Raw genomic sequence first — 24,185 nt, forward strand, 5'->3', positions numbered from 1 at the left:
TCTCAATACCTCGCAAAAATTTGTGCAAGCAGCTTATATCGGCCGTAGCGCCAGCAGGGATTTGAAGAACCATAATGCTTTGTTGATGTCGTCTTGCGTGTCGCCGTCCCAGTCGGGTGTTTCGGCCAGTTCCTGTAGCAGGCTCCGGATGCGATTCTCAATTTCTTGAAATTCGGCGGGGCCGCAGGCGGCAGCGATGGCAAGCCACTTGGTCTGCGGTATCGGCTCCCACGGCTCCAGCCCGGCTTTGGCTTGCTCCAGGATTTTTTGCAGATTACTCATGTCAGTAATATCCTGAATGCGTCGTGGCTGTTGGCGGTGTCTTCGACGATCACCTTGTCCACGCGCGCCGCGGGCGGGCCTTGGTGGCTCCAGGTGATGATGGTCTCAATGGCGGCAGGTTCGCCATTCACTTCGGCTTCGACCGAGCCGTCGCTGAGGTTACGGACCCAGCCGCGCAGGCCGAGGTTGCCAGCTTGCCGCGCAAACGAGGCGCGGTAACCGACGCCTTGTACCAGTCCTGTGATCAACAGATGTTTGGCCATTGATGCTCTCCTCGTTAGCCTCGGGCGGGGAATTGTTCCAGTTCCTTGATGCGCTGTTTGGCGCGATTTTGCATGCACTCGCTGTACATCACGTTGCGAATGCTACCGCCTTGCCACTTCGCGTATTCCGCCTGGCAGTCAGCCTCGCGAAACTTGACCCACAAGCGTTGGGCATCGACCAGCTTGGCCTTGATGCTCGCGGCATCGTCCATGCCGGCAACTTCCTTCAGTGTCTGCTGGTAGGTGGCGTTCAGCTGGCGCTCGACTTTTTCCGTTGCCTGGGACGCGCATTGATTGAGGTCGATCGTGCTGAAGGCTTTGTCGCAGTCCAGCGCGTAACTGTTGGTGGCGCAAGCGGCGAGCAGCAAAGGGAGGATCAGACGCTTCATAAAGTACCACTTCCTTTCATGGCCAATTGGCAGCTGTGCAGCACATCTTCATACGAGCGCGACACGTGGTCGGCGGTCGGGAAGACGCAGGTTTTCAAGTCGGCATTCTCAAACGGGCTAGGCAACAGCAGCGCGAAATGCTTGCAGTTCGGCAGTTCCTGGCGCATGCGCTCCAGCGTTTGCGCCATCAGCGCGCAATCGTTCAGCGGGTCAACGCTGACCAGGCAGACGATCGAGACCAGTTCCGGCGATGCTTCCGGCGGCGTTTCCTTGTCCAGATCTTCCAGGCTCATACTGCGCGCATCGATTTTTTGCTCGCGCAGGATGCGCACCAGGATTTCGGTGGCCAGCTCGGCGTACGAAGAACCCAAACCCATGCTCAGCACCACGCTCCCGGCCGGCACATCGAACGATCCCTGCCACTCGCCACTGTCGGAAATGCGCTGTTCGCGCAGTTCGCGGCCGATGCCGCCGCGTTTCAGCACGCTAGGGCGCTTGCGTTTCTTCCACCACTTGACGCTGCCGCTCAGCGCTTCGATCACGGCGATGATGGAGCCGGATACTTTTTCTTCTTCCACTGGTGTGATCGAACCATCCTTGAAATCGAAGCTGGCCAGATGCAGCGCCGGCAGCAGCACGCCGTCGCAATACTCGGCCAGCGATTTGTGCTGCATGTAGCGCTTGGCGCTGGTGACGATCTCGTGCGCGTCGCCGGACAGCGCGCGCTGGTAAAAATTCTGCGGCATGGTCAGCGCCGGCAGTTCGCCGAACATAATCTCGAGCACCTTCAGCGCGCGGATGTAGCGGCCGGCCACCACCAGGCACAAGGTCAGCGGCGTCGACAGCACCAGCCCGACCGGGCCCCAGATCCAGCTCCAGAAAATCGCCGACACCACCACCGACAGCGGCGACAGTCCGGTGGTATGGCCGTACAGCTTGGGTTCGATGGTCTGGGCGACGATGATTTCCACCGCCAGGAACAGGCCCAGCGTCATCAGTGCCATCGTCCAGCCGGGATCGATGGCGGCCGCCAGCACGGTGGCGCAGAACGCGGCCATCCACACGCCCACGTAGGGAATGAAGCGCAGCACGGCGGTCATGGTCCCCCACAGCAGCGCCTGGCCCAGGCCCATCAGGCTCAGTCCGAGCCAGATCGCCAGCCCGGTGGCGAGGTTGACCAGGAACTGCGAGATGAAGAAGCGCGACAGGCGTTCGCCTGCGTCGTTGACGGCGATGGTGGTGGCGCGCAAGTCACCGCCGCCGGCCAGGCGGATGAAGCGGTCGCGCAGCGATTCATGTTCCAGCAGCACGAAGATCAACACCACGAACACGATGCCGGCCGTTTCCAGCGGCGGCCACACGGAGGATGCGACCTTGGCCAGCAGCTGAAACGGCTTCAGCGCCGGCTCGTGGATTTCCACCAGCACCGGCGTCTTGACGCTGCCATCGTTTTGCAGCACGGGCGCAGGACCGTCGGCGTTGTCGCCGGTAAAGTGCTCGATCAGTTGCCCGGCCGGACCGCCCAGGCTGCCGAGCGTGCCGCGCGTCAGCTGGTCCAGCGTTTCGATCTTGCTGGCGATGGTGTCCTGGTACTGCGGCAGGCTGGCGCCCATCATGCCGACCTGCTGGATAATGACCGCGCCGATGGCCAGCAGCGTCACCGTCACCACCAGCACGCCGGTGCAGACCGAGGTGGTCTGGCCCAGCCCCAGGTGACGCAGCGCGCGCACGAACGGCGCAATCAAAAAGCTGAAGATGAAGGCCAGCGTGATGGGAATCAGCACGTCGCGGCCGAAGTAGAGCAGGGCTAGCACCGTGGCGGTGCCCACCAGGCCGGCCACGGCGCTGGGTAACGTGCGGGAAGTAAGAGAATCAGACACCGTCTATCCTGGCAGGGTAAGTAAAGCCAATAAAATGCACCGCGTTGAGGGCGATGTGAACCAGTATGGCGGCTTCGATGCGTTGCGTGCGGTGGTAGGCCCATGCGTAGCCGATGCCGGCAATGCCAGCGAGTATGCCATATCGCACGCCGCCGCCAAGGTGCGCGGCGCCGAACAGCAGGGCCGACACCGTCACCGCCAGCCATGGCCCCCAGCGGAAGCGCTGCAGCGCACCGGCCAGGCGTGCCTGCACCAGGCCGCGGAAGAACGCTTCTTCGGCGATCACCGTGAACAGCAGGTTGACGACGATAAAACTCAGCGTCTGCTGCGGCAGTTTGACGTCGATGCCGACCACGCCGGCGGCCAGTGCGAAGCCGAGCGTGGCCGCCACCGTCAGCACCAGCACTGGCAGTGTCTGGCGCAGCACGGTGCCCAGTTCGGCCCACGAGCTGACGCGCCGGCACAGCCAGGCCAGCACGAACAGGCCGACCGCTCCTTTGTCGAAATTGGCGTATTGCGTGAAAGGGAGGGCGTTGGCGGACAACTGCACACGGTCGATCAGCAGCGGATTGTTAAAGCCCGGTAGCTGGTGCATGGCCAGCGCCAGGGCCAGCAGGATGGTGACAGCCAGCGCAACGGCCCGCAGCGGCGCGGCACCTGCATGTCCGGCCAGCCAGGCGGCGCCGGCGAACAGCAGCAGCGCGATCAGCGCCGGCGCATGCAGCACGCCGGCCAGCAGACCGGCGCCCACGGCCGCCGCAAACAGCAGCGCCGGCAGCAGGGGATGGGACCAGACGGCGCCAATGGCGCAGGCCAGCAGGAGGAAAGTGAGCAGGGTAGGAATGGGCATCAAGCAGGGGAGGCAGGGAAATCAGGTGCGCTTAAGTTTCCCTTAATCATATCACTTTGCCCATGCCGGCATTTAGAAGCGGTAGATCAGTGCGGTCATCAGCATCGGCGTGGTCTTGCGCTTGGTCAGCGGGCTGTCTGCGGCGTCCGAGGCCAAATGGTTGACGCCGATGGCGCTGCGTACCGACCAGTTGGCGTCCAGTACATGATTCCAGTTGACGCCGGCCGCAACGCTCTCAAAGCCGGCCTTGGCGCTGTAGGCCTTGTAGCCGGAGGCGGCGCTCTGCGCGGCGGTGACGCCGAAGTAGGTCTGCATGCGCTTGTTGTCGCCATACACGGCCGAAGCGCCAAAACCGATCTGGTCGGTGGCGCTGGTGTACAGCGGCGCGTTGAGCCCGAGGATGTAGGCGGCGCCGTATTCGCGGTGGCCGAGATTCTGCTTGGTGGTCAGACTCAGGCCGACGCTGCCCAACTGGTAGCCGAGGCTCAGCAAGGCTTGCGCGGCGCCGTCGATGTCGCCCATGCCTTTCAGGGCGTCGGAGCCGGAGAAATAATTTTCCTTGTGGTCCTTGCGGCCGGCGTCATATCCCAGCGCAGCGCTCAGCGTGAAGTCGCCCAGCTTGGCCTGGTAGCCGATGCCGCGCTGGGTGCTCAGGAACACGCCGTTGCTGTAGGTGCGCTCCAGCACCGGCAAGGGCAGCACGCGGCTTTTGTCGCTGCCGGCATATTCCGGCACATACGCCAGGCCGATGCCGGCGGTGAAGCTGTCGCCTTTGTCGGGCGCGGCAGGGGCGTCTTCGGCAAAACTTCTGGCGCTAAAGGCGCACAGGGACAGGAGGGCGATGCTGATTGCGTGGCGCATGATAAGGGTCCGTTCAGTTGTCCGCCGGCACGAGGGGCTGGCGCAGACGGGCGAGTGTCCCACTGATAACGTTACGCCGCTATCGGCATGGCTGAAGTATCATTGGCTGCAATCTTTGGTATCGCCTGATGCACTTTGGAGCCTGATTATGTCCCTGACCCTGTATTACCATCCGCTGGCCTCGTTCTGTCACAAAGTGCTGATCGCGCTGTATGAGAGCGGCACGGCGTTCGACAAGCGCATCATCAACCTGGGCGATGACGCCGACCGCGCCGAGCTGGAGTCGATCTGGCCGCTGTGCAAATTCCCGGTGCTACGCGACCACGCGCAAGTGCGCGATGTGCCGGAAACCTCGATCATCATCGAATATCTGGACCGCCACTATCCGGGCCCGACGCTGATGATCCCGGCCGACTGGGACGATGCGCTGGACGTGCGCCTGTGGGACCGCTTCTTCGACAACTATGTGCAGGGGCCGGTGCAAACCATCGTCAGCGCCCACCTGACCGGCCTGAGTTGCGACCAGACCAAGGAACGCACCAAGCTCAAGACCGCCTACAAGATGATAGAAAAGCGCATGGCCACGCGCAGCTGGCTGTGCGGCGAAACCTTCAGCCTGGCCGATTGCGCGGCGGCGCCGGCGTTGTTCTACGCTTGCACGCTGCTGCCGTTCCCGGAGGAGTACCACCACCTGCAAAGTTATTTCGAGAGGCTGGTGACGCGGCCGTCGGTGCAGCAGGTGCTGGAGGAGGCCAAGCCGTACTTCAATATGTACCCGTTTGCGCAGGAAATTCCCGAGCGCTTTCTGTAAGCGTATTGCCGCACAGTGTGTGCGCGCGGATGGGTGAATCATGGCCTTTCTTCTCCAAGAAAGGACACACCATGGATAATCCGAATTCCTCGCGCCGTGCGCTGGTCGGCGCGGCTGCCACCGGCCTGCTGGGCGCCGCCATGGCGCCTGCCGGCGCGCAAAGCGGCGCGGCCGATGGCGCTGCAATACCGCCGAAAAACCCCGTGACCGCCTATCCGGCGCCGCCGTTTCCCAAGCAGCAGCAACCGTGGCCTGGCCTGACCAGCAAGATGGAGCCGCGGCCGGATCATGGCGAGACCAGCTACAGGGGTTCCGGCCGGCTCAAAGGCCGCAAGGCGCTGCTGACAGGCGGCGATTCGGGCATCGGCCGCGCCGCCGCCATCGCCTATGCGCGCGAGGGCGCCGATGTGGCCATCAATTATCTGCCGGCCGAGGAGGCCGATGCGCGCGAAGTGGTGGCGCTGATCCGCGCCGAGGGCCGCAAGGCGGTCGCCATCCCGGGCGATATCAAGAATGAGGCATTCTGCAAGAAACTGGTGGCCGACGCCGCCCGTCAGCTGGGCGGGCTGGATATTCTGGTCAATAATGCGGCGCGCCAGTTCTCGCGCGATTCCATCCTGGACATGACGACGGCGGATTTCGACGAGACCTTCAAGACCAATGTGTACGCGATGTTCTGGATCACCAAGGCGGCCGTGCCGCTGTTGAAGCCGGGATCGACCATCATCAATACAGCCTCGGTCAATGCCTATGATCCGGGCGAAAACATCATCGACTACGCCGCCACCAAGGGCGCGATCATGATTTTTACCAAGGGATTGGCCAAGCAGCTCGCCAGCAAGGGCATCCGCGTCAATGCGGTGGCGCCGGGACCGTTCTGGACCCCGTTGCAGGTGACCGGCGGCCAGCCGGCCGACAAGCTGCCGCAGTTTGGCGCCGATACGCCGCTGAAGCGGCCGGGCCAGCCGGCCGAGCTGGCCGGCGTGTACGTGTTGCTGGCGTCGAATGAATCCAGCTACGCCACCGGCCAGGTGTATGCGGCCGTCGGCGGCCACGGCGGCCCATAAGTCAGCCCGTCATCCCGCGCAAGCGGGAATCCATGCGCCGCCCACGCAGCGGCGGCGCGACGATCAGTTTCGATTACCCTCATCGGCACTTTGCACCGACGCTGCCTGCGGGAAAGCCTGATTTTGCGCGGCGATGTTGGCGAACTTGCTGGCTTCATCCGACATGTGCTTGCTGGCGGCCTGACGGCCGGCATCGGCCAGTTCGGTGGCGGTGCGCGCGGTCTGTGGCACGTGCTGTTGCGCCACAGTGTTGATCTCGGCCTGGAAGTCGGTGGCCACCTTCGCCAGTTGCTGATGGTAGCTTTGCAGCTTTTGCAGCAGCGCGCCGGCCTGCTGTGGCGCGGCTTGCGCACCGGTGGCGGACGGCGTTGTCTGCACCGAGCGCTGCAGCGCTGCCGTCGACTCGCTCAGCCAGTCGCGGCTGAATTGCACGTTGACCTCGGTCAGTTGGCGCAGCGAGCGCAGTACCGCCTGGTTTAAGTCGGCGTAGTAGTCGATGCGGGCTTCCGCGTGATTGCGTGCTGCCGGCGACAGCGTTTCAACAAACGAGTTCATAAGCTTTGCTCCTGGTGGGGGCCAAAAAGGGATGAATTGCGAGCGGGGAGGCGGGACGTTTTGGCCTTGCGTCCACTCCGTTATCATCGCAAATGTCGGCGCTTTATGGCACTCCTGAGCTTGCCGGAACTATTTGTTTTCTCTACTCAACAGATAACGCGGGCCGTGGCAGGAGAAGCAGCTGTTTCTGCCGGCCGTTGATGTAACGCACGCCGCTAGCATCAAAATAGGCATCCTCCTCCAGCATGATGTTGACCGGCTCGCGCCAGCCAGGAATCTCGGCTGTATTGCTCAGTTCGATCGAATAGGCGGTGCGCGGCCGCAGCACCTCGTCGCCGCTGCCCGGCACGCCGTTTTGCGCATCCCACATGCCGATCGCCGGTCCGGCCGCGTGGCCGTGGTAGCCGATCGGGTGGCTGTAGATGGTCGGACGCAGGCCCTCGGCCTTGGCCTGTTGTAGCGCCGCCGCCAGCATGGCGTTGCCGCTGCGGCCAGCCTGGAACTGCGACAGCAGGATGTCCTGCACGCGGTTGGCGCCGGCAAAGGCCTGTTGCAGGGCGGCCGGTGCAGCGGTTTCACCCGGTTTCAGTACATAGACATGCTGCTGGATGTCGGTGTTCAGGCGCAGGTAGGTGATGCCGATGTCGACGTGCAGCAGGTCGCCGGGAATGATGATGTCCGGATTGGCGCGCTCGGTATTCTGACGCTGGATTTCCACGGACGGATGGAACCAGGTGTCGTAGCCCAGATCGCGAATCTTCTGGCGGAACCACCACACCACATCTTCGCTGGTGGTAACGCCGGGCGTGATGACGTGCTCGGAAAAGCCTTCCTCGATGATTTTATGGGTGGCGTTGACCATCTGCGGGTAGATCTGCATCTCCCGTTCCGTGCGCGTTTCCAGCCAGCGCACCGCCAGCGGCTCGGCCGACACCACGCGGCCTTTCAGCGCCGCCGGCAGCGCCGCCATCAATTCGGTGTACTCGGTGTGGTCGATGCCGTCGGCGTGGCCGAAGGTGGCCGACGTATTCAGGCCGATCTTGCGCGGGTTGCGCGTCTTGATAATGTCCGCCAGTGCGTCCCACTGGTTGGGGAATTTCTTCTTGTCCCAGGACTGCTTGATGCTGGCGCCGACGTCATAGCGCGTTACCGCCAGCCGTTCCACCTTGCCGCTGGCGGCGTCGCGATAAAACACCAGTATCGTGCGGCGGCGGGCGTTGAGCCATTCGGCCGGCAGCATGGTTTTCAGTACCGGGTCTTCGTTGTATTCTCTCGACACCAGCACCCACATATCGATGCCGGTTTGCGCCATCATCTCCGGCAGCAACTGGTCGAAGCGCTCCGCCAGCAGTTGGTTGACAACGACGGCCTGGGCGCGCAGCGGCAGCACGTCAGCGGATGCCGGCGCAGCCAGCAGCATGGTGAGGGCAAGGAGAATTTTTTTCATGCTCAGATAGTGCTGGCGGTTTTTGCCAATGTCAATCAACAGTATTTATAATGCACATTGCATTCGCTAAGGAGAAGACATGGCAGCACCTTCGGTTTTTTATCTGCACGGCGGTCCGGCGCTGGGTCCGGTGTTTGAGCGTGCCCGTTATCCGGACGCGCCGCACGTCCACTGGTGGCATCAGCCGCTGGCCAAACCGTGCGCGGAGCGTCCCTATCTAGACCTGCTGGAAGCGACATTGACCGAATTCCGCCGCTTGGCCGCCGAAGCCGGCCAGCCGCTGACGGTGATGGCGAGTTCCTTCGGCGCCCATCTGGCGGTGTATCTGGCGCGCCAGGCGCCGGAGCTGATCAAGGATATCGTGCTGCTGGCCCCCACCTTCAATCCGGAGCAGGCCGCGCTGCGCCTGGCGCGCCGCGCCTTCCGCGTGCATACCGACCATCCCAACGCCGGCAAGCTGGCCGTGGCGCTGGGTATGTACGAGGATGATCCGGGCCGTCCGCGTTTCTGGGATGTCTTTGGCGCGCTGTCGCAACTGCCGGATGTGACGGAGCTGTATTTCGGTCCAAACGGCGGCGCCGAGGCGTCGCGTTCGTTCGCGGAGCTGATCCAGCAGCCGGGCGCCTTCGATGGCCCGACCTCGGTGGCGACTTCGGACGATTTCTCGGCGCTGGACCACACGCCGGTGCGCAGCGCGTTTGAGGGTCCGGTGTCGGTGCTGTTTGGCGCCTACGATCCGATGATCGACGCCGAACACGATCGCGCCATCTGGGAAGTGATCTTCCCGCAGGCCTCCTTCTTCAAGGTGGAAACCGGCCACTTCCCGCTGCTGGAACTGACGCTGGAAGCCTGCCTGTCTCCTGCCTGAGCAGGTCGATAGCCTCGCCCTCAACGAAGACCGCCACTGGCTGTAGTTCCGCGTTCAATACAACGATATCGGCCCACGCGCCCGGCGCCAGGCGGCCGCGCTCTGTCTCGCCCAGATAATCGGCAGGGTAGAGCGACAGGCGATTCGAGGCGTCGGCCAGCTCCAGCCCAAGGCTGACGAAATTGCGCAAGGCCTGGTCCATGGTCAGCACGCTGCCCGCCAGCGAACCGGTGGCCAGCCGCACGCAGCCCAGGCACTTGTACACGCGCTGGCTGCCCAGCGCATATTCGCCGTCGGGCATGCCGGTGGCGGCGGTGGCGTCGGTCACGCCGTACAGGCGCGGGATGGCCCGCAGCGCGGCGCGAATGGCGCCCGGCGAGACGTGTTCCAGGTCGGGGATGATCTCCGCATATTCCGCATGCGCCAGCGCCGCGCCGACGATGCCGGGATGGTAATGGTTCAGCGCCGTCATGCCGTTGTACAGATGCGTGAAGCCCGCTGCGCCAGCCTTCAGCGCGGCGACGCCGTCTTCATACGTGCCGTTGCTATGGCCGATCTGCACGCGGATGCCCAGTTCATTCAGTTGCGGGATCAGCGCCAGATGGTCGGCGACTTCGGTGGCCAGCGTCATCGCGCGGATCGGCGCCAGGGCGTGGTAGTCGCGCACCAGGTCCATGCTGCCGACTGCGACCGCATCGGCCGGCTGCGCGCCGAGGCGGTGGATGCTGAGGAACGGACCTTCCAGATGCACGCCCAGCATGCGCGCGGCGCCGGCCGGACGCTCTGCAATCACCGGCGCCAGTCCGCGCAGCGCGCGGCGGATGGAGTTGTCGGTGGCGGTCATGGTGGTGCCCAGCATGGCGGTGGTGCCGTGCTTTGCATGCGCGCGCGCCACGGTAGCGCCGGCGTCGCCGCCCTGCATGATGTCGACGCCGGCCGCGCCGTGCACGTGCAGGTCGATAAAGCCGGGCAGGATGGTCAGCGCGCCGTCGGCGTTGCTGTCTTCGGTGATGTGCTGGATGCGCTGATCGAAATCGATGCTGCCGGTGATCCAGCCGTCAGGGGTAAGAATACGTCCACTCAGCACGGCGTCACTCCGCAATCACCAGCTCAATGCCCGCTTGCAGCAGGCCTTCGCGGTATTCGTCATTGATGGCGGCGTCGGTAATGACCGTGTGCACGCGGTCCAGCTGGACGATGCGGTGCAGGCTGACGCGCCCGAACTTGGACGCGTCGGCCAGCACGATGATCTTCTTGGCCCGTTCCACCATCTTGTGATTCAGGCTGGCCTCCGCCTCGTGGTGCGTGGTGACGCCGAACTGCAAATCGAAACCATCGACGCCGAGGAACAGCTTGTCGAAGCTGTAAGCCTGCAAACAGGCTTCGGCCTGTGTGCCTTGAATGGACAAGGACTGCTTGCGCAGCAGGCCGCCGGTCAGAATCAGGTCCACGCCCTGCGCGTCGGCCAGCTCCCATGCGATATTCAGGCCGTTGGTCATCACCGTCACGTTCTGCGCCTCGCGCAGATGGCGCGCCAGCGAAATGGTGGTGGTGCCGGAGTCAATGATGATGTTGTCGCCCGCTTGCACCAGCCGCGCCGCATAGGCGCCGATGCGTTCCTTCTGTTCGTGGTTGATGGCGTCCTTCTGCGGCACTGTCTGCTCGGGCGGCGGGGTGCGCGCCAGCGTGGCGCCGCCGTGGCTGCGGGTCGCCAGGCCTTGCGATTCCAGCACGCTGAGATCGCTGCGGATTGTCACTGCCGAGACGCCCAGCTGCTCCACCAGTTCGTTGACCTGCACCGAACCGTGATCGGTGAGCGCTTGCAAGATCATGGCGCGGCGTTGACTGGTATGTCGCATGTGTTGTGCTGTTGATTTGTCAAAGATGGCAGCTTACCAGATCGCGGCCTGCCTGCCATCCATCATAAGAAAGCTGTGGCATAAATATCTTTCGTTTTGAATAAAAACAAAGATATATCATGCTAAAACGAAAGAAAACGTAAAAACAACAAGCAAAACAAATAAATCGAAAGCTTATTGTGTTTTCCTTCTTTGCTTATTACTATCCATACATAAGTCACAACAGCGAAACAACACCAGGCACAAACACGGGAGATTTGATATGGGTAGCAGAATCGAAAAAGGACTTCGGCGCAGCCTGATCGCGGCAGCGGTGGAGATGGCGGTATGTGGCGCGGCGTTTGCGCAGACCGAGCCGCCGGCCGCAGACGCCGCGCCGGTCGTGGTGGTGAGCGGCGCGCGCGCCGCGCTGGCCAAGTCGCTGGAACTGAAGCGCAACGCCGACGTGATTCAGGACTCCATCTCGGCCACGGAACTGGGCCGCTTCCCCGACGATAACGTCGCCGATTCACTGACCCACATCTCCGGGGTGTCGGTGTCGCGCACCCGCGGCGGGGAAGGGCAGTACATCAACGTGCGCGGCCTGGGTTCCGGCTACAACATCGTTACGCTCAACAAGCGCATCTTGGCCACCGACGGCGATGGCCGCGACTTCGCCTTCGACGTGCTGCCGTCGGAAGTGATCAGCGGCGCCGACGTGATGAAATCGGCCGAAGCGGCGCAGATGGAAGGCAGCATCGGCGGCTCGGTCAACCTGCGCTCGGCGCGGCCGATGGACAATCCCGGCTATCACGCCTCGGTGCGTGTCGAGGCCGACCACAACGACCTGTCGCGCAAGGAGGGCGGCAAGCTGTCCGGCGTGGTGAGTAATACCTTCAATAACAACACCATGGGCGTGCTGGTTGGCGCGGTGTTCTCGAAGCGCAAAGTGCGTACCGATTCGCTGGGCTACCAGACCTACAATCCGGATGCGCCGGGCAGCTACGACGTCAATGGCGACGGCGTGATCGGCCCTGGCGAGAGCAACCTGCTGGCGCCATGCTGCATCTCTTTCGGCTCCGTGTTCGAGGAGAAGAAGCGCGCCGCGCTGTCCGGCGCCTTTGAATGGAAGGTCTCGCCGACCTTCAAGATGACGGTCGACGGCCTGGCCACGCGCCTCGATTCGCCGCAAGTCGGCTACCAGCAATCGTATTATGTCGAGAACGCGCCGGGCCGCTGGTCCGACGTGGTGGTCAAGGACCGCCTGATCACCAGCATGACGGTGAAAGATCTGATCCCGGAAATGTCCAACGTGACCACCGACCGCGTGGTCGACACCATGCAGTTCGGCTGGCGCGGCGAATGGAAGCCATCCAACGACCTGAAACTGACCGGCGATTTGTATCGCTCGACCTCCAAGCGCAATTCCGGCGGCAAGGATACTTTTGTGGTGGCGGGCATCGCCGGCCATAACACCGGTTACTACAAGGCCAATAACGGCAGCTTCCCCGACATCCGCGTGACGCTGGAAGATGGCCGCGACCTGGCCACCGAACTGGCGGCGGGCCGGCTTGGCAACAACGACTACGGCGTGCACTTCACCGGCCTGACCGGCACCGACATCAAGGACACCGTCGATGGCGCCTCACTCGATGGCCGCCTAGTACTGAGCGGCGCATGGCATGCGGAAGCCCTGCAATTCGGCGCCAGCGCCACCAACCGCAAGAAGGACCGCAACTCGATCGGCAACGAGAAAAGCGGCGGCGCCTGCCAGTACTGCGATATGTACTCGACCACTTTCGGTTCGCTGGGCGCCAACGTGGTTTCGCCGATGACGTTGCCGAACTATATGCGCAACGCCGGCGGCAGCTTCCCCGGCAGCTTTATCAAATTCGACGTGCCGGCCTACCTGGCCGCGCTGAAAAAACTGGATGGCAAGCCGATACTGGACGCCGACGGCAACCCGACCGGCGACACCTTCGACGTCAGCAAGACGCAGCCGGTGTTCGTGCCGACCGACTCGTATTCGGTGACGGAAAAAACCGCGACGCTGTACGGCCAGCTGGAACTGGCGGGTGAGAACTGGAACGGCAATGTCGGCGCGCGCCTGGTGCGCACCAAGACCACGTCGCGCAGCGCCATCGACCAGATCATCTCTATCGACGATCCGACGCCGAACATCCCGACCAGCAGCCCGACCGTCACCTATAGCCCGGCGGTGCCGGTGTCGGAAGACGGCAGCTACACCAAGCTGCTGCCGTCGGCGAACATCAGCTGGTGGGCGCGTGAAGATTTCGTGGTGCGCGGCGCAGTGGCCAAGGTCATGGCGCGTCCGTCGCTGGACAAGCTGGCGCCAACCCGCACCGACAACACGCTGGACCGCAGCTACATCCTGAACATCGTCGGTGATCCGAAGCTGAAGCCGACCGAAGCGGTGCAGCAGGATCTGTCGGTGGAGTGGTACTACCGTCCGAAATCGGCCATCACGGCGGCCGTTTTCGCCAAGCAGATCAAAAACTTCGTCACCTACCAGACCGACGAGCATGTGGACATCGGCGTGCCGGGCTACCTGTACACCGTGACCCATCCGGTCAATGGCGACAAGGCCAAGGTGCGCGGCGTGGAACTGGGCGTGCAGCACCTGTTCGACAACGGCTTCGGCTTCAACGCCAAATTCGCCAAGACCTTCACCAAAGCCTATCAGAACGGCGAATACGTCGGCCAGCTGGAAGGCGTGGCGCCTACCGCGTCGTCGATCGGCTTCCTGTACGAGAAGGGCGGCATCAACGCTTCGATCTCGTTCGACTACACCGGCGAGTACACGCAGAGCACCAACGTGGTGGCTGGCTTCCCAAGCAAGGTCGATGCGCTGACCTGGGTGACGGCGTCGGCATCGTGGGATATTACGCCGCGTATCACCGTGTTCGTCGAGGGTAAAAATCTGGGCGACGCGGTGATGCGCTCGAACCTGGGCCGCGCCGATGCGATCAATGGCTTCGAAACCTGGGGCCGTACTTACGTAGCCGGCATGAGCGTGAAATTCTAACGGATGGACATGAACACAACGACGATACCAATCACTGCGCGCCGCACCGGCTGGCTTACGTATGCGCTGGCGACCACGCTGCTGTGGGGCGTGTGGGGCGCGGTTGCCGGCCTGCCCAGCGAGCATGGTTTTCCGGAGACGCTGATTTATGTGGTGTGGGCGCTGACCATGGTGCCGCCGGCATTGTTCGTGCTGGCGCGCGCGGGCTGGCGCGTGCGGCGCGACGGCCGCTCCATCGCCTACGGCCTGACCATCGGCCTGCTGGGCGCCGGTGGGCAGATGATCCTGTTCTATGCGGTGAAAGCCGGTCCGACCTATCTGATCTTCCCGCTGATATCGCTGTCGCCGGTGATCACCATCGCGCTGTCGTTCCTGTTCCTGCGCGAGCGGACCGGCGCGATGGGGCTGGCCGGCATTGTGCTGGCGGTGTGTGCGCTGCCGCTGTTCGATTACACGCCGGGCGGCGCGCCGCAGCAGTACGGCCTGTGGTTCGTGCTGGCGCTGGGCGTGCTGGTGGCATGGGGCTTGCAGGCCTACTTCATCAAGCTGGCCAACGCCAGCATGGACGCCGAGAGCATCTTCTTCTACATGACCGTCAGTGCGCTGCTGGTGATCCCGGTGGCGCTGGCGATGACGGATTTCTCGCAACCGATTAACTACGGTCCATCGGGACCGCTGCTGGCCGCCGCCACGCAGGTATTGAACGCGATTGGCGCGCTGACGCTGGTGTATGCCTTCCGCTATGGCAAAGCGCTGATGGTGTCGCCGCTGGTGAACGCCGGCGCGCCGCTGCTGACGACAGTCATCGCGATGGCGCTGGCGGCCTCGCTACCTACCGGCTACCGGCTGGCCGGCATCGGACTGTCGCTGGCGGCGGCGCTGTTCCTCGCGCTGCAACCGGACGAACCAACACAAGGAAACTGACGATGGATTATCTTTTGAATCTGGTTCAACGCCACAAGGCGGGCCAACCAGTCGGCATACACTCGGTCTGCTCGGCGCATCCGCTGGTGATTGAAGCCGCAATGGAATCGGCGGCCGCGCGCGGACTGCCGGTGCTGATCGAGTCCACCTCCAACCAGGTCAATCAGGATGGCGGCTACACCGGCATGACGCCGGCCGCCTTCCGCGACTTCGTATTCGGCATTGCCGACCGCACCGGCATGGCGCGCGACCGCATTCTGCTCGGCGGCGACCATCTGGGCCCGAACGCGTGGCAGGACCAGCCGGCCCATGCCGCCATGGCCAAGGCCGAAGTGCTGATCGACCAGTATGTGACGGCGGGCTTCCGCAAGATCCACCTGGACTGCTCGATGTCCTGCGCCGGCGATCAGGTGCCGTTGCCGGATGCCGTGGTGGCCGAACGCGCCGCGCGCCTGTGCGTCGTCGCCGAAACCGCCTGGCGCGCCGTCGGCGGCGAGGCGCCGGTGTACGTGGTCGGCACCGAGGTGCCAGTGCCGGGCGGCGCGCATGAAGACCTGGCAGAACTGAGCGTCACCACGCCGGAAGCGGCGGCGCAGACCATCAAGGTGCACCGGCAGGCGTTTGCCGCCGCAGGGCTGGAAGCGGTGTGGCCGCGCGTGATCGGGCTGGTGGTGCAGCCGGGCGTGGAATTCGACCATCACAAGGTGATCGACTACAAGCCGGAACGCGCCGTGGCGCTGAGCCGTCTGATTGAAGGCGAGCCGACCATGCTGTATGAAGCCCATTCGACCGACTACCAGACTCCGTCCAATCTTGCTGCACTGGTGGCAGGCCATTTCGCCATCCTGAAAGTCGGGCCGGGCCTGACTTTTGCGCTGCGCGAAACGCTGTGGGCGCTGGCCGACATCGAAGAGCAGATGGTCGGCATCGGCAAGGAGTCCGATTTCAAGAACACCGTGCTGGAAGTCATGCGCGCGGAGCCGGAGTACTGGCGCAAATACTATGTGGGTGATCCTCAGCGAGCCCGCTTCGACCAGCAGTACAGCCTGAGCGACCGCATACGCTACTACTGGCCGCATCCCGAGATCCAGGCCGCGCAGGCGCGCCTGATCGCGAACCTGGAGCGCGAAGCGCCGCCGCTGACACTATTGAGCCAGTATCTGCCATCGCAGTACGAAGCGGTGCGCGAAGGCCGCGTGCGCAACCTGCCGGCCGATTTGCTGAAAGAAGGCGTGGCCAAGGTGCTGCGCCAGTACATGGACGCCTGTGCAGGCGTCGCAACAAAGGAGTTGGAAACATGCTAGTAGTAGACAAGGACATTTTGGGTAGCAGCGCGGCGCATCTCGATAAAGCAGGGGCCGGCCTGACCGCGCGCGAAATCGCGCAGCAGCCCGCCGTCTGGCCGCAGATCGACACGCTGGTGGCGGATCACCGCGCGGCGCTGGACGCCTTCCTGGCGCCGCTGCTGGCGCGCGCCGATGTGCGCATCGTGCTGACCGGCGCCGGCACCTCGGCCTTCATCGGCGAGTGCCTGGCGCCGGCCATGCTGGGCATGGGCTGGCGCGCGGAAGCCGTGCCGACCACCGATCTGGTGTCCGGCCCGCAGCAGTTCCTGCAGCCGGCGGTGCCGACCTTGCTGGTGTCGTTCGCCCGCTCCGGCAGCAGCCCTGAAAGCCTGGCCGCCGTCACCCTGGCCGACCAACTGGTGGGCGAGGTGTACCACCTGGTCATCACCTGCAACGCGGACGGCGAGTTGTATCGCATGGCGCAAAACCGCAGCAACGCCTTTGCCATCCTGCTGCCGGATGCCACGCATGACCGTGGCTTTGCCATGACCACCAGTTTCACTTCGATGCTGCTGGCGGCATCGCTGGCCTTCGGGCTGCTGGCGCCGGGGGCCACGGCCGCGCCATCGGCTGCTGCATCGGAACTGCTGGCAAGCGCGCTGCCGCTGCTGCAAGCACTGGTGGCGCGCCGCTTCAAGCGCGTGGTCTACCTCGGCAGCAATGAGCTGCGCGGCCTGGCGCGCGAGGCCTCGCTCAAGCTGCTGGAGCTGACCGACGGCCAGGTGGTAGCGCTGTTCGATTCGCCGCTGGGCTTCCGTCACGGTCCGAAGACCATCGTCGATTCGGACACGCTGGTGGTGGTGCTGCTGTCCAACGATCCGCACGCGCGCCGCTACGACCTCGATCTGCTGCGCGAACTGCGCAACGACGGCCGTGCAGACCAGGTGCTGGCGCTGAGCGGCCAGGCGGCGCCGGAACTGGGCGACGCTGTGCTGGCGCTGCAAGCCGCGGAGCGTGCCGCCGAACTGGCGCTGGCGCTGCCGTACATCCTGTTCTGCCAATCGTTTGCGTTGTTGCAGTCGCTGGCGCTCGGGCTGCGTCCGGACACGCCGAGCGTGTCGGGCACCGTGAACCGCGTGGTGCGCGGCGTGACCATCTATCCTCTCGCCGGAGACGACCATGTTCCTCGGGGTTGACGGCGGCGGCACCAAGACAGCCTTCGCGCTGATCGACAGCGACGGCAAGGTACTGGCGCGCCATGAAGATGGCAGCGCCTACTACCTGGAAGTCGGCATGGACGGTGTCGCCGCCATGCTGGCTCGCGGCTGCGGCGCGCTGTTCGCTGCGGCGGGGGTGAAGCCTGGCGATATCGCCTTCGCCTTCTTCGGCCTGCCGGCCTACGGCGAGGACCGCGCCGTCCAGCCGCACCTGGGCGTGTTGCCGCGCGCGGTGCTGGGCCACGACCGCTACTTGTGCGGCAACGATATGGTGTGCAGTTGGGCCGGATCGCTGGCCTGCGCCGACGGCATCAGCGTCATCGCCGGCACCGGTTCGATGGCCTATGGCGAATTCGCCGGACGGAGCGCGCGTGCCGGTGGATGGGGAGAGCTGTTCAGCGACGAAGGTTCGGCGCACTGGATCGCGCGCGCCGGGCTGGCGCTGTTCTCGCGCATGAGCGATGGCCGCGCGCCGCGCGGGCCGCTGCATGCGCTGGTGCGCGAGCGGCTGGCGCTGGAAGAAGACCTCGACCTGTGCGAAGTGGTGTACGGCGAACTCAAAGGAGAGCGCAGCAAAGTGGCGGCCTTGTCTCGCCTGGTCGCCGAAGCGGCCGGGCAGGGCGATCCACAGGCACAGGCCATCATCGACGCCGCCGCCGCCGAACTGGCCGCGCTGGTCGATGCGGTGCGCGGTTCGCTTGGTATCGACGTCGGCACGAAGGTTGCGGTGTCCCGCACCGGTGGCCTGTTTGGCGCCGATGGGCCGCTCAGTGAGCCGTTCGAGCGCGCGCTGGCGGTGCGGTCCGGTGCTTACCTGCTGTCGCCACCACGCCTGCCTCCGGTGCTCGGCGCGGCGCTGTACGCCGCCCGCAGCGCCGGGACGCCGCTGACCGCCGCCGCGCTGGCGCGCCTGGCGGGCGCGCAATGACAACAAGGAGACATTCCATGCGTTGGACCGTGATATCCGCCATGCTGGCGTCGCTGCTGGCCGTGCCGTTTGCCGGCGCCGCCGACGGCTATACCATGCGCGACTTCGACAAGGTGTCGAAGATCGACGCCCACCTGCACCTGCATGGTGAGAACCAGGATGCCTGGCTGGCGCTGGCGCGCAAGGACAACTTCCGCGCGCTGACCGTCAACGTCGACTACCCGGACTTTCCGTCGCTGGCGCAGCAGCGCCGCGTCGCCATAGCGGCAGCCCGCCAGCATCCGCGGCAGATCGCCTGGGCCGCCACCTTTTCCACCGAAGGCTTCGAACAGCCCGAATGGGGCGCGGCCACGCTGAAAGACCTGGACGGCGCAGTGGCCAACGGCGCGGTCGCCGTCAAGGTGTGGAAGAACATCGGCATGAGCCTGCGCGACAGCCAGGGCAAGCTGGTGATGGTCGATGACCCGCGTTTCGATACGCTGTTCAACGGCCTGGCGCAGCGCGGCGTGATGGTGCTGGGCCACCAGGGCGAGCCGCACAACTGCTGGCTGCCGCTAGAGCAGATGACGGTAGAGAATGACCGCGAATACTTTGCTGCCCATCCGGCCTACCACATGTACAAGCATCCCGAGATGCCGAGCTACGAACAGCAGATGGCCGCGCGCGACCACCTGCTGGAAAAACATCCCAATCTGCGCTTCACCGGCGTGCATCTCGCCTCGCTGGAGTACGACGTGGACCGGCTGGGCCGCTTCCTCGACGCGCATCCCGGCGTGAATGTGGACGTCGCGGCGCGCATCGGCCAGCTGCAATACCAGTCGCAGCGCGACCGCGAGAAGGTGCGCGCGTTCTTCATCAAGTATCAGGACCGGCTGATGTACGGCACCGACCTGGCGCAATCGACGGAGCAGGACGACGCCGGCTTCGTGAAGGACATGGACACGGTATGGCGGCGCGACTGGCGCTATTTCGTCACCGGCGAGCGCTTCGCCGTGCCGGAGCTGGACAAACAGGTACGCGGCCTGTCGCTGCCGCGCGCCGTGGTCGACAAGCTGTATCGGATCAATGTGGAAAAAGCGTATCCGCAAGCGTGGCACTAATAAGGGAGACAGATGAAAAACCACTATGACCAACGCCGCCGCACCTTGCTGCAATGGCTGGCCGGCACCGCCGTCGCAACCACCGTGGGCGAGGCCGGCGCCGCCAATGTCGCCAAGGGAAAAGACGTGGCCCGCATCGGCGACGCCGCCATGGCGCTGGAGTTCGACAGCCAGCTGCGCTGTCGCGTGACATCGCGGCGGGGGCCGCGTCCGGCAGCGGTGACGGCCTTCGCATCCAGCGAACGCCTGCAACTGCCGAACGGCCGCTGGATCGAGAGCTTTGCGCTGGCGTCGCAGGCGGCTGATCGCGTCGGTGGACCGCATGGTCCCGGCGTGCGTCACCGGCTGACCGGTGTGGCCACCGAAGGCATCGAGAAAACCGTGGCCGTCACTTTCTATGAGCGCCAGCCCGGCTTCGCGGTCATCCGCGTCTCCTACCGCAACACGGCCGACAAGCCGTTGCTGATCGCGGCGTGGGCCAACAGCGCGCACACATTACGACCTGCGACCGGCCGCAAGGCGGAATTCTGGACCTATTCCGGCGCCACGCATCCCGACCGCCGCGACTGGGTGCAGCCGATGGTGCACGGCTTCGATCAGCGCAATTTCATGGGCATGAACGGTTCCGATTACGGCGGCGGCACGCCGGCGGCCGATGTCTGGCAGCGCGACTGCGGCCTGGCGGTCGGCCATCTGGATACCGTGCCACGCCTGGTCGAGCTGCCGGTGCGTGCAGTCGACGGCGGCGCCTCGCTGGCGGTCGAATTCAAGCGCGAAGCGACGCTGCAGCCAGGCGAGACGCTCGACACGCTGGAGACCTTCCTGGCGCTGCACACCGGCGATTACTTTGCTGCGCTGGACCAGTACCGTCAGGCGATGGCGGAGCGTGGCTTGCGCTCGCCGGATTGTCCGCCTGAATGCTATGAGCCGATCTGGTGCGCCTGGGGTTACGAGCGTGACTTCACGGTGCCGCTGATGGTCGGCACGCTGCAAAAGGCCAAGGAACTCGGCCTCGAATGGGCGGTGCTGGACGACGGCTGGCAGAACAACGAGGGCGACTGGAAGCTGGACGCCAAAAAATTCCCCGGCGGCGAAGCCGACATGCGCGGCCTGGTGCAGACCGTCAAGGACGCCGGCCTGAAAGCGCGCCTGTGGATCACGCCATTGGCGGTCGATCCCGGCTCGGACCTGCTGCACGATCATACCGACATGCTGTTGCTGGACAAGGAAGGCGCGCCGCAGCTGATCAGCTGGTGGAACAGCTTTTACCTGTGCCCGGCCTATCAGCCGACCATCGACATGACGCGCGACTGGATACGCAAGATTTTCGGCGAGTGGGGCTACCAGGGACTGAAGATCGACGGCCAGCACCTGAACGGCGTGGCGCCTTGTTACAACCCGGCGCACAAGCACGCACGGCCCGAGGAATCGTTCGAGAAGCTGCAGGACTTCTGGAAGATGGTGTACGACACGGCGCGCGAAATCAATCCGAACGCGGTGGTGGAGCTTTGCCCATGCGGCACCTCGTACGCCTTCCACAATTTCCCGTATATGAACCAGGCGCCGGCCTCGGACCCGCTGTCGTCCTGGCAGGTGCGCCACAAGGGCAAGACGCTGAAGGCGCTGATGGGCCGCAGCGCGCCGTATGCCGGCGATCACGTTGAGCTGAGCGATGGCGGCGACGATTTCGCGTCCACCATCGGCGTCGGCGCGGTGCTGTCGACCAAATTTACCTGGCCGGTCGATCCCAAACCCAAGGACAGCTTCTTGCTGACGCCGGAACGCGAAGTCAAATGGCGCAAGTGGATCGGCATTTATCGCGACAAGATGCTGGCCAACGGTGTTTATCGCGGTGAGCTGTACGACATCGGCTTCGACAAGCCTGAAGGCCACGTGGTGGAGAAGGGCGGCAAGCTGTATTTCGCCTTCTTTGCGCCACGCTGGGATGGGCCGGTCGAGATCCGTGGCCTGGGCGACGGACGCTGGCGCCTGCGCGACTATGTCGACGGCAAGGATTTCGGCGTGGTGGAGGGCGGCCGCAATCGCCTGACGCTGCGCTTTGAACACGCGCTGCTATTGGAGGCGTCGCGGGTGTGAGCCGGGCGCTGCCCGATCTATTGGTGTCATCCTTTTGAGGAGAATTGCCTGTGAATTTAGTCAAAGCTTTCGCCGCAGCCGCGTGCCTGCTGGCGTCCACGGCGCACGCCGTCACCATCACCGTCAGTCCGGGGCAGTCGATCCAGTCTGCGGTCAACACGGCCAATGCCGGCGACACCGTGCGGGTGCTGGCCGGCACCTACGCGCAGAAGGTGCTGATTTCCGGTAAATCCGGTAGCGCCACCGCCTTCATTACCGTGCAAGGCGATGCCGGCGCCATCATCAGCGGCAGCGGCCTGACGCCATCCGGCCGGGAAGGGCTGATCACCATCAAGAATTCGAACTATGTGCGGGTGCAGGGTTTTGAGGTGACGGGTCTGACGTCGAGCGGCAGCAATACGCCGGTCGGGATTCTGATCGAAGGGAATGGTGCGAACCTGCAAATCCTCAGTAACAAGATCCACGACATCAAGAACACCAGCACCTGCAAGGATCCGTGCTCGGTCGGCGCGCATGGCCTGGCCGTATTCGGCACCAACACCACCGGCGTGACCGATCTGCTGGTACAGGGGAATGAGGTGTACAAGAACGTGCTGCAGGCCAGCGAAGCGCTGGTCATCAATGGCAACGTCGACCGCTTCGAGGTCCTCGGTAACAACGTGCATGACAATAACAACATTGGCTTCGACTTCATTGGTTATGAGGGCGAGTGCTCCGGTTGTGGCGACAACGACCGCGTGCGCAATGGCCTGGTGCGCGGCAATACCTCGGCCAACAACTCCAGCACCACCAATCCATGGTACGGCGGCGAAGGTTCAGCCGGCGGCTTCTATGTGGACGGCGGCCGCAACATCATCTTCGACCGTAATATCTCGACCGGCAACGACATCGGCTTTGAATTCGCCAGTGAGCATAAAAACAAGGCGACCGAAGATATTCTGATGACGGGCAATTTCGTCTACAACAACCGTGAAGCTGGGTTGTCGCTGGGTGGCTATTCCTCCAGCGCCGGCCTGGCCCGCCGCATCAATGTGCATAACAATTCCTTCTACAAAAACCAGGGATGGGGCACCGAAGTGACGTTGCAGTACAAGGTCACCGCGTCGAACTTCAGCAATAACATCTTCTTCGGCAAAGGGACTGCGGCAGAAAGCTACCAGGTGGAAGGCACCGGCAATACCGGTAATAACTGGGGCGTGAATCAGTGGTGGGGCACCAGCACCAGTTCCTCCGGCCTGCCAGGAACGCTGAAAATCTCCAATCCACTGTACGTGGCGCCGGCAACCGGCAACCTGCATCTGCAAGCGGCGTCGCCATCGATTGACGCCGGCACGGTCGGCACGCCGCTGACCGGCTGGAGCTCGCCGCTGTGGACCCGTTATTTCCCGTCCGGCGCGATTCCGCTGAACGGCACGCAGGACATCGACGGCCAGGCGCGCATCGAAAACAGCCTGATCGATTTGGGCGCCGACGAATACGGCACGACGGCGGCCAGCAAGTAAGCGGGCAGGGCGGTGTACAATCTGGGGCGCTCACTCCCAGCCCATACACTGCCCATGCCATCACGCCGTATTGTCCTTGCCAGTTTAGCCATCCTCTCCGCAGCCGCCATTGTCGGCTGCAAAAGCCCTCCCGTTGCGGAGACCCCGGTGCTGCAACCGCCGCCGGAGGTGCTGCCGCCGAAGAAAATCAAGATCGGCCTGGCGCTGGGCGGCGGCGCGGCGCGCGGCTTTGCCCACATCGGCGTGATCAAGGCGCTGGAGGCGCAGGGTATCTACCCGGACATCGTCGTCGGCACCAGCGCCGGCAGCGTGGTCGGCGCGCTGTACGCAGCGGGCAATACCGGCTTCCAGCTGCAAAAGCTGGCCCTGGAGATGGACGAAGCGTCGATCTCCGACTGGGCGGTGCCGCTGTTCCGCAAGAACACCGGCGTGCTGAAAGGCGAGGCGCTGCAATCCTACGTTAACAAGGCGGTCAACAACCTGCCGATGGAGAAGCTGAAGATTCCGTTCGGCGCGGTGGCCACGGACCTCAAGGACGGCAAGCCGATCCTGTTCCAGCGCGGGAATACGGGCATGGCGGTGCGGGCGTCGTCGGCGGTGCCGGGCGTGTTCCAGCCGGTGACCATCAATGGCCATACCTATGTCGATGGCGGCCTGGTGGCGCCAGTGCCGGTGCGCTTTGCGCGCGACATGGGGGCGGACTTCGTCATCGCCGTCAATATCTCCACCCAGGCCGACGTGCAAGCCACCGTGAGTTCGCTGGACGTCATCATGCAGACCTTCTCCATCATGGGCCAGCGCATCAACGACTATGAGCTGCGCGATGCCGACATCGTCATCACGCCGCCGCTCGGCAAGATGGCCAGCAATGACTTCAATGGCCGCAACCAGGCGGTGCTGGCCGGCGAGCAGGCTGCCGCGCAGGTGATGGCCCAGATCAAACAAAAACTCGAAGCGAAACGCAAACCATAAGG

General features: G+C 64.0%; 22 protein-coding genes. 12 read left to right on the forward strand and 10 right to left on the reverse strand.

Annotated elements, in window-relative coordinates:
- Positions 1-33: 33 nt before the first annotated feature.
- The 6 genes from HH213_RS21925 to HH213_RS21950 form a co-directional block, all read right to left on the reverse strand.
- The gene (locus HH213_RS21925) at positions 34-282 is read right to left on the reverse strand and encodes a hypothetical protein (RefSeq protein ID WP_110848410.1); all 249 of its coding nucleotides are present in this window, start codon (positions 280-282) and stop codon (positions 34-36) included.
- Complete coding sequence (locus HH213_RS21930) at positions 279-545, reverse strand: acylphosphatase (RefSeq protein WP_169113635.1); 267 nt, start codon at positions 543-545, stop codon at positions 279-281. Before HH213_RS21930 ends, HH213_RS21925 begins: the two co-directional genes overlap by 4 nt.
- A gap of 14 nt (positions 546-559) precedes the next feature.
- Entirely contained in the window at positions 560-934 is a 375-nt protein-coding gene (locus tag HH213_RS21935) for a lysozyme inhibitor LprI family protein (protein WP_169113636.1), read from the reverse strand.
- Positions 931-2,814: an AI-2E family transporter gene (locus HH213_RS21940; protein ID WP_169113637.1), complete on the reverse strand. Its 1,884-nt coding sequence runs from the start codon at positions 2,812-2,814 to the stop codon at positions 931-933. Before HH213_RS21940 ends, HH213_RS21935 begins: the two co-directional genes overlap by 4 nt.
- Positions 2,807-3,664 (reverse strand): CPBP family intramembrane glutamic endopeptidase, encoded by an 858-nt coding sequence (locus HH213_RS21945; protein WP_169113638.1) that lies wholly within the window; start codon positions 3,662-3,664, stop codon positions 2,807-2,809. The genes HH213_RS21940 and HH213_RS21945 overlap by 8 nt, the downstream gene beginning before the upstream one ends.
- 72 nt (positions 3,665-3,736) lie before the next feature.
- Positions 3,737-4,525: a MipA/OmpV family protein gene (locus tag HH213_RS21950; RefSeq protein ID WP_169113639.1), complete on the reverse strand. Its 789-nt coding sequence runs from the start codon at positions 4,523-4,525 to the stop codon at positions 3,737-3,739.
- 148 nt (positions 4,526-4,673) lie between these two features.
- Here HH213_RS21950 and HH213_RS21955 point away from each other — a divergent pair, with 148 nt between their 5' ends.
- Both HH213_RS21955 and HH213_RS21960 read left to right on the forward strand, forming a co-directional pair.
- Positions 4,674-5,336: a glutathione S-transferase family protein gene (locus tag HH213_RS21955; protein ID WP_110848406.1), complete on the forward strand. Its 663-nt coding sequence runs from the start codon at positions 4,674-4,676 to the stop codon at positions 5,334-5,336.
- 71 nt (positions 5,337-5,407) lie between these two features.
- On the forward strand, positions 5,408-6,403 hold the full coding sequence (locus HH213_RS21960) for an SDR family oxidoreductase (RefSeq protein ID WP_169113640.1): 996 nt from the start codon (positions 5,408-5,410) through the stop codon (positions 6,401-6,403).
- Between the two features lie 63 nt (positions 6,404-6,466).
- On the opposite strand, the gene HH213_RS21965 is transcribed toward HH213_RS21960, so the two are convergent.
- Positions 6,467-6,958: a phasin family protein gene (locus HH213_RS21965; protein WP_169113641.1), complete on the reverse strand. Its 492-nt coding sequence runs from the start codon at positions 6,956-6,958 to the stop codon at positions 6,467-6,469.
- 142 nt (positions 6,959-7,100) lie between these two features.
- Positions 7,101-8,405: a M24 family metallopeptidase gene (locus HH213_RS21970; protein WP_169113642.1), complete on the reverse strand. Its 1,305-nt coding sequence runs from the start codon at positions 8,403-8,405 to the stop codon at positions 7,101-7,103.
- A 79-nt stretch (positions 8,406-8,484) separates the two neighbouring features.
- On the opposite strand from HH213_RS21970, the gene HH213_RS21975 reads away from it, so the two are divergent.
- Entirely contained in the window at positions 8,485-9,273 is a 789-nt protein-coding gene (locus HH213_RS21975; RefSeq protein WP_229263104.1) for an alpha/beta fold hydrolase, read from the forward strand.
- Here the strand turns inward: HH213_RS21975 and nagA are convergent.
- Together nagA and HH213_RS21985 are read right to left on the reverse strand one after the other, a co-directional pair.
- Positions 9,206-10,360 (reverse strand): N-acetylglucosamine-6-phosphate deacetylase, encoded by a 1,155-nt coding sequence (gene nagA, locus HH213_RS21980; RefSeq protein WP_169113643.1) that lies wholly within the window; start codon positions 10,358-10,360, stop codon positions 9,206-9,208. The two genes, HH213_RS21975 and nagA, sit on opposite strands and share 68 nt — an antisense overlap.
- A 4-nt stretch (positions 10,361-10,364) precedes the next feature.
- On the reverse strand, positions 10,365-11,132 hold the full coding sequence (locus HH213_RS21985; RefSeq protein WP_169113644.1) for a DeoR family transcriptional regulator: 768 nt from the start codon (positions 11,130-11,132) through the stop codon (positions 10,365-10,367).
- Between the two features lie 262 nt (positions 11,133-11,394).
- Between HH213_RS21985 and HH213_RS21990 the strand changes: the two genes are divergently transcribed.
- From HH213_RS21990 to HH213_RS22030, 9 genes are read left to right on the forward strand one after another with little or no spacing between them, the layout of a single operon-like run.
- On the forward strand, positions 11,395-14,157 hold the full coding sequence (locus HH213_RS21990) for a TonB-dependent receptor (RefSeq protein WP_169113645.1): 2,763 nt from the start codon (positions 11,395-11,397) through the stop codon (positions 14,155-14,157).
- A gap of 9 nt (positions 14,158-14,166) precedes the next feature.
- The gene (locus tag HH213_RS21995; RefSeq protein ID WP_110848685.1) at positions 14,167-15,081 is read left to right on the forward strand and encodes an EamA family transporter; all 915 of its coding nucleotides are present in this window, start codon (positions 14,167-14,169) and stop codon (positions 15,079-15,081) included.
- 2 nt (positions 15,082-15,083) lie between these two features.
- Entirely contained in the window at positions 15,084-16,385 is a 1,302-nt protein-coding gene (locus HH213_RS22000; RefSeq protein WP_110848401.1) for a D-tagatose-bisphosphate aldolase, class II, non-catalytic subunit, read from the forward strand.
- Positions 16,379-17,563 carry an SIS domain-containing protein gene (locus tag HH213_RS22005; protein ID WP_169113646.1) on the forward strand — a complete coding sequence of 395 codons (1,185 nt, stop codon included), beginning with the start codon at positions 16,379-16,381 and terminating at the stop codon, positions 17,561-17,563. Before HH213_RS22000 ends, HH213_RS22005 begins: the two co-directional genes overlap by 7 nt.
- Positions 17,547-18,512 (forward strand): N-acetylglucosamine kinase, encoded by a 966-nt coding sequence (locus HH213_RS22010; protein WP_169113647.1) that lies wholly within the window; start codon positions 17,547-17,549, stop codon positions 18,510-18,512. Before HH213_RS22005 ends, HH213_RS22010 begins: the two co-directional genes overlap by 17 nt.
- Positions 18,513-18,529: 17 nt before the next feature.
- Entirely contained in the window at positions 18,530-19,612 is a 1,083-nt protein-coding gene (locus HH213_RS22015) for an amidohydrolase family protein (protein ID WP_169113648.1), read from the forward strand.
- Positions 19,613-19,624: 12 nt separating this feature from the next.
- Positions 19,625-21,709, forward strand: a complete 2,085-nt coding sequence (locus HH213_RS22020) for a glycoside hydrolase family 36 protein (RefSeq protein ID WP_169113649.1) — start codon at positions 19,625-19,627, stop codon at positions 21,707-21,709.
- Between the two features lie 50 nt (positions 21,710-21,759).
- Positions 21,760-23,211, forward strand: coding sequence for a right-handed parallel beta-helix repeat-containing protein (locus HH213_RS22025; protein ID WP_169113650.1), 1,452 nt, complete (start codon positions 21,760-21,762; stop codon positions 23,209-23,211).
- A 54-nt stretch (positions 23,212-23,265) separates the two neighbouring features.
- On the forward strand, positions 23,266-24,183 hold the full coding sequence (locus HH213_RS22030; RefSeq protein ID WP_169113651.1) for a patatin-like phospholipase family protein: 918 nt from the start codon (positions 23,266-23,268) through the stop codon (positions 24,181-24,183).
- Positions 24,184-24,185 lie beyond the last annotated feature (2 nt).

The sequence above is a fragment of the Duganella dendranthematis genome (genome assembly GCF_012849375.1).
In the GTDB taxonomy this organism is placed as follows: Bacteria; Pseudomonadota; Gammaproteobacteria; order Burkholderiales; family Burkholderiaceae_D; genus Rugamonas; species Rugamonas dendranthematis.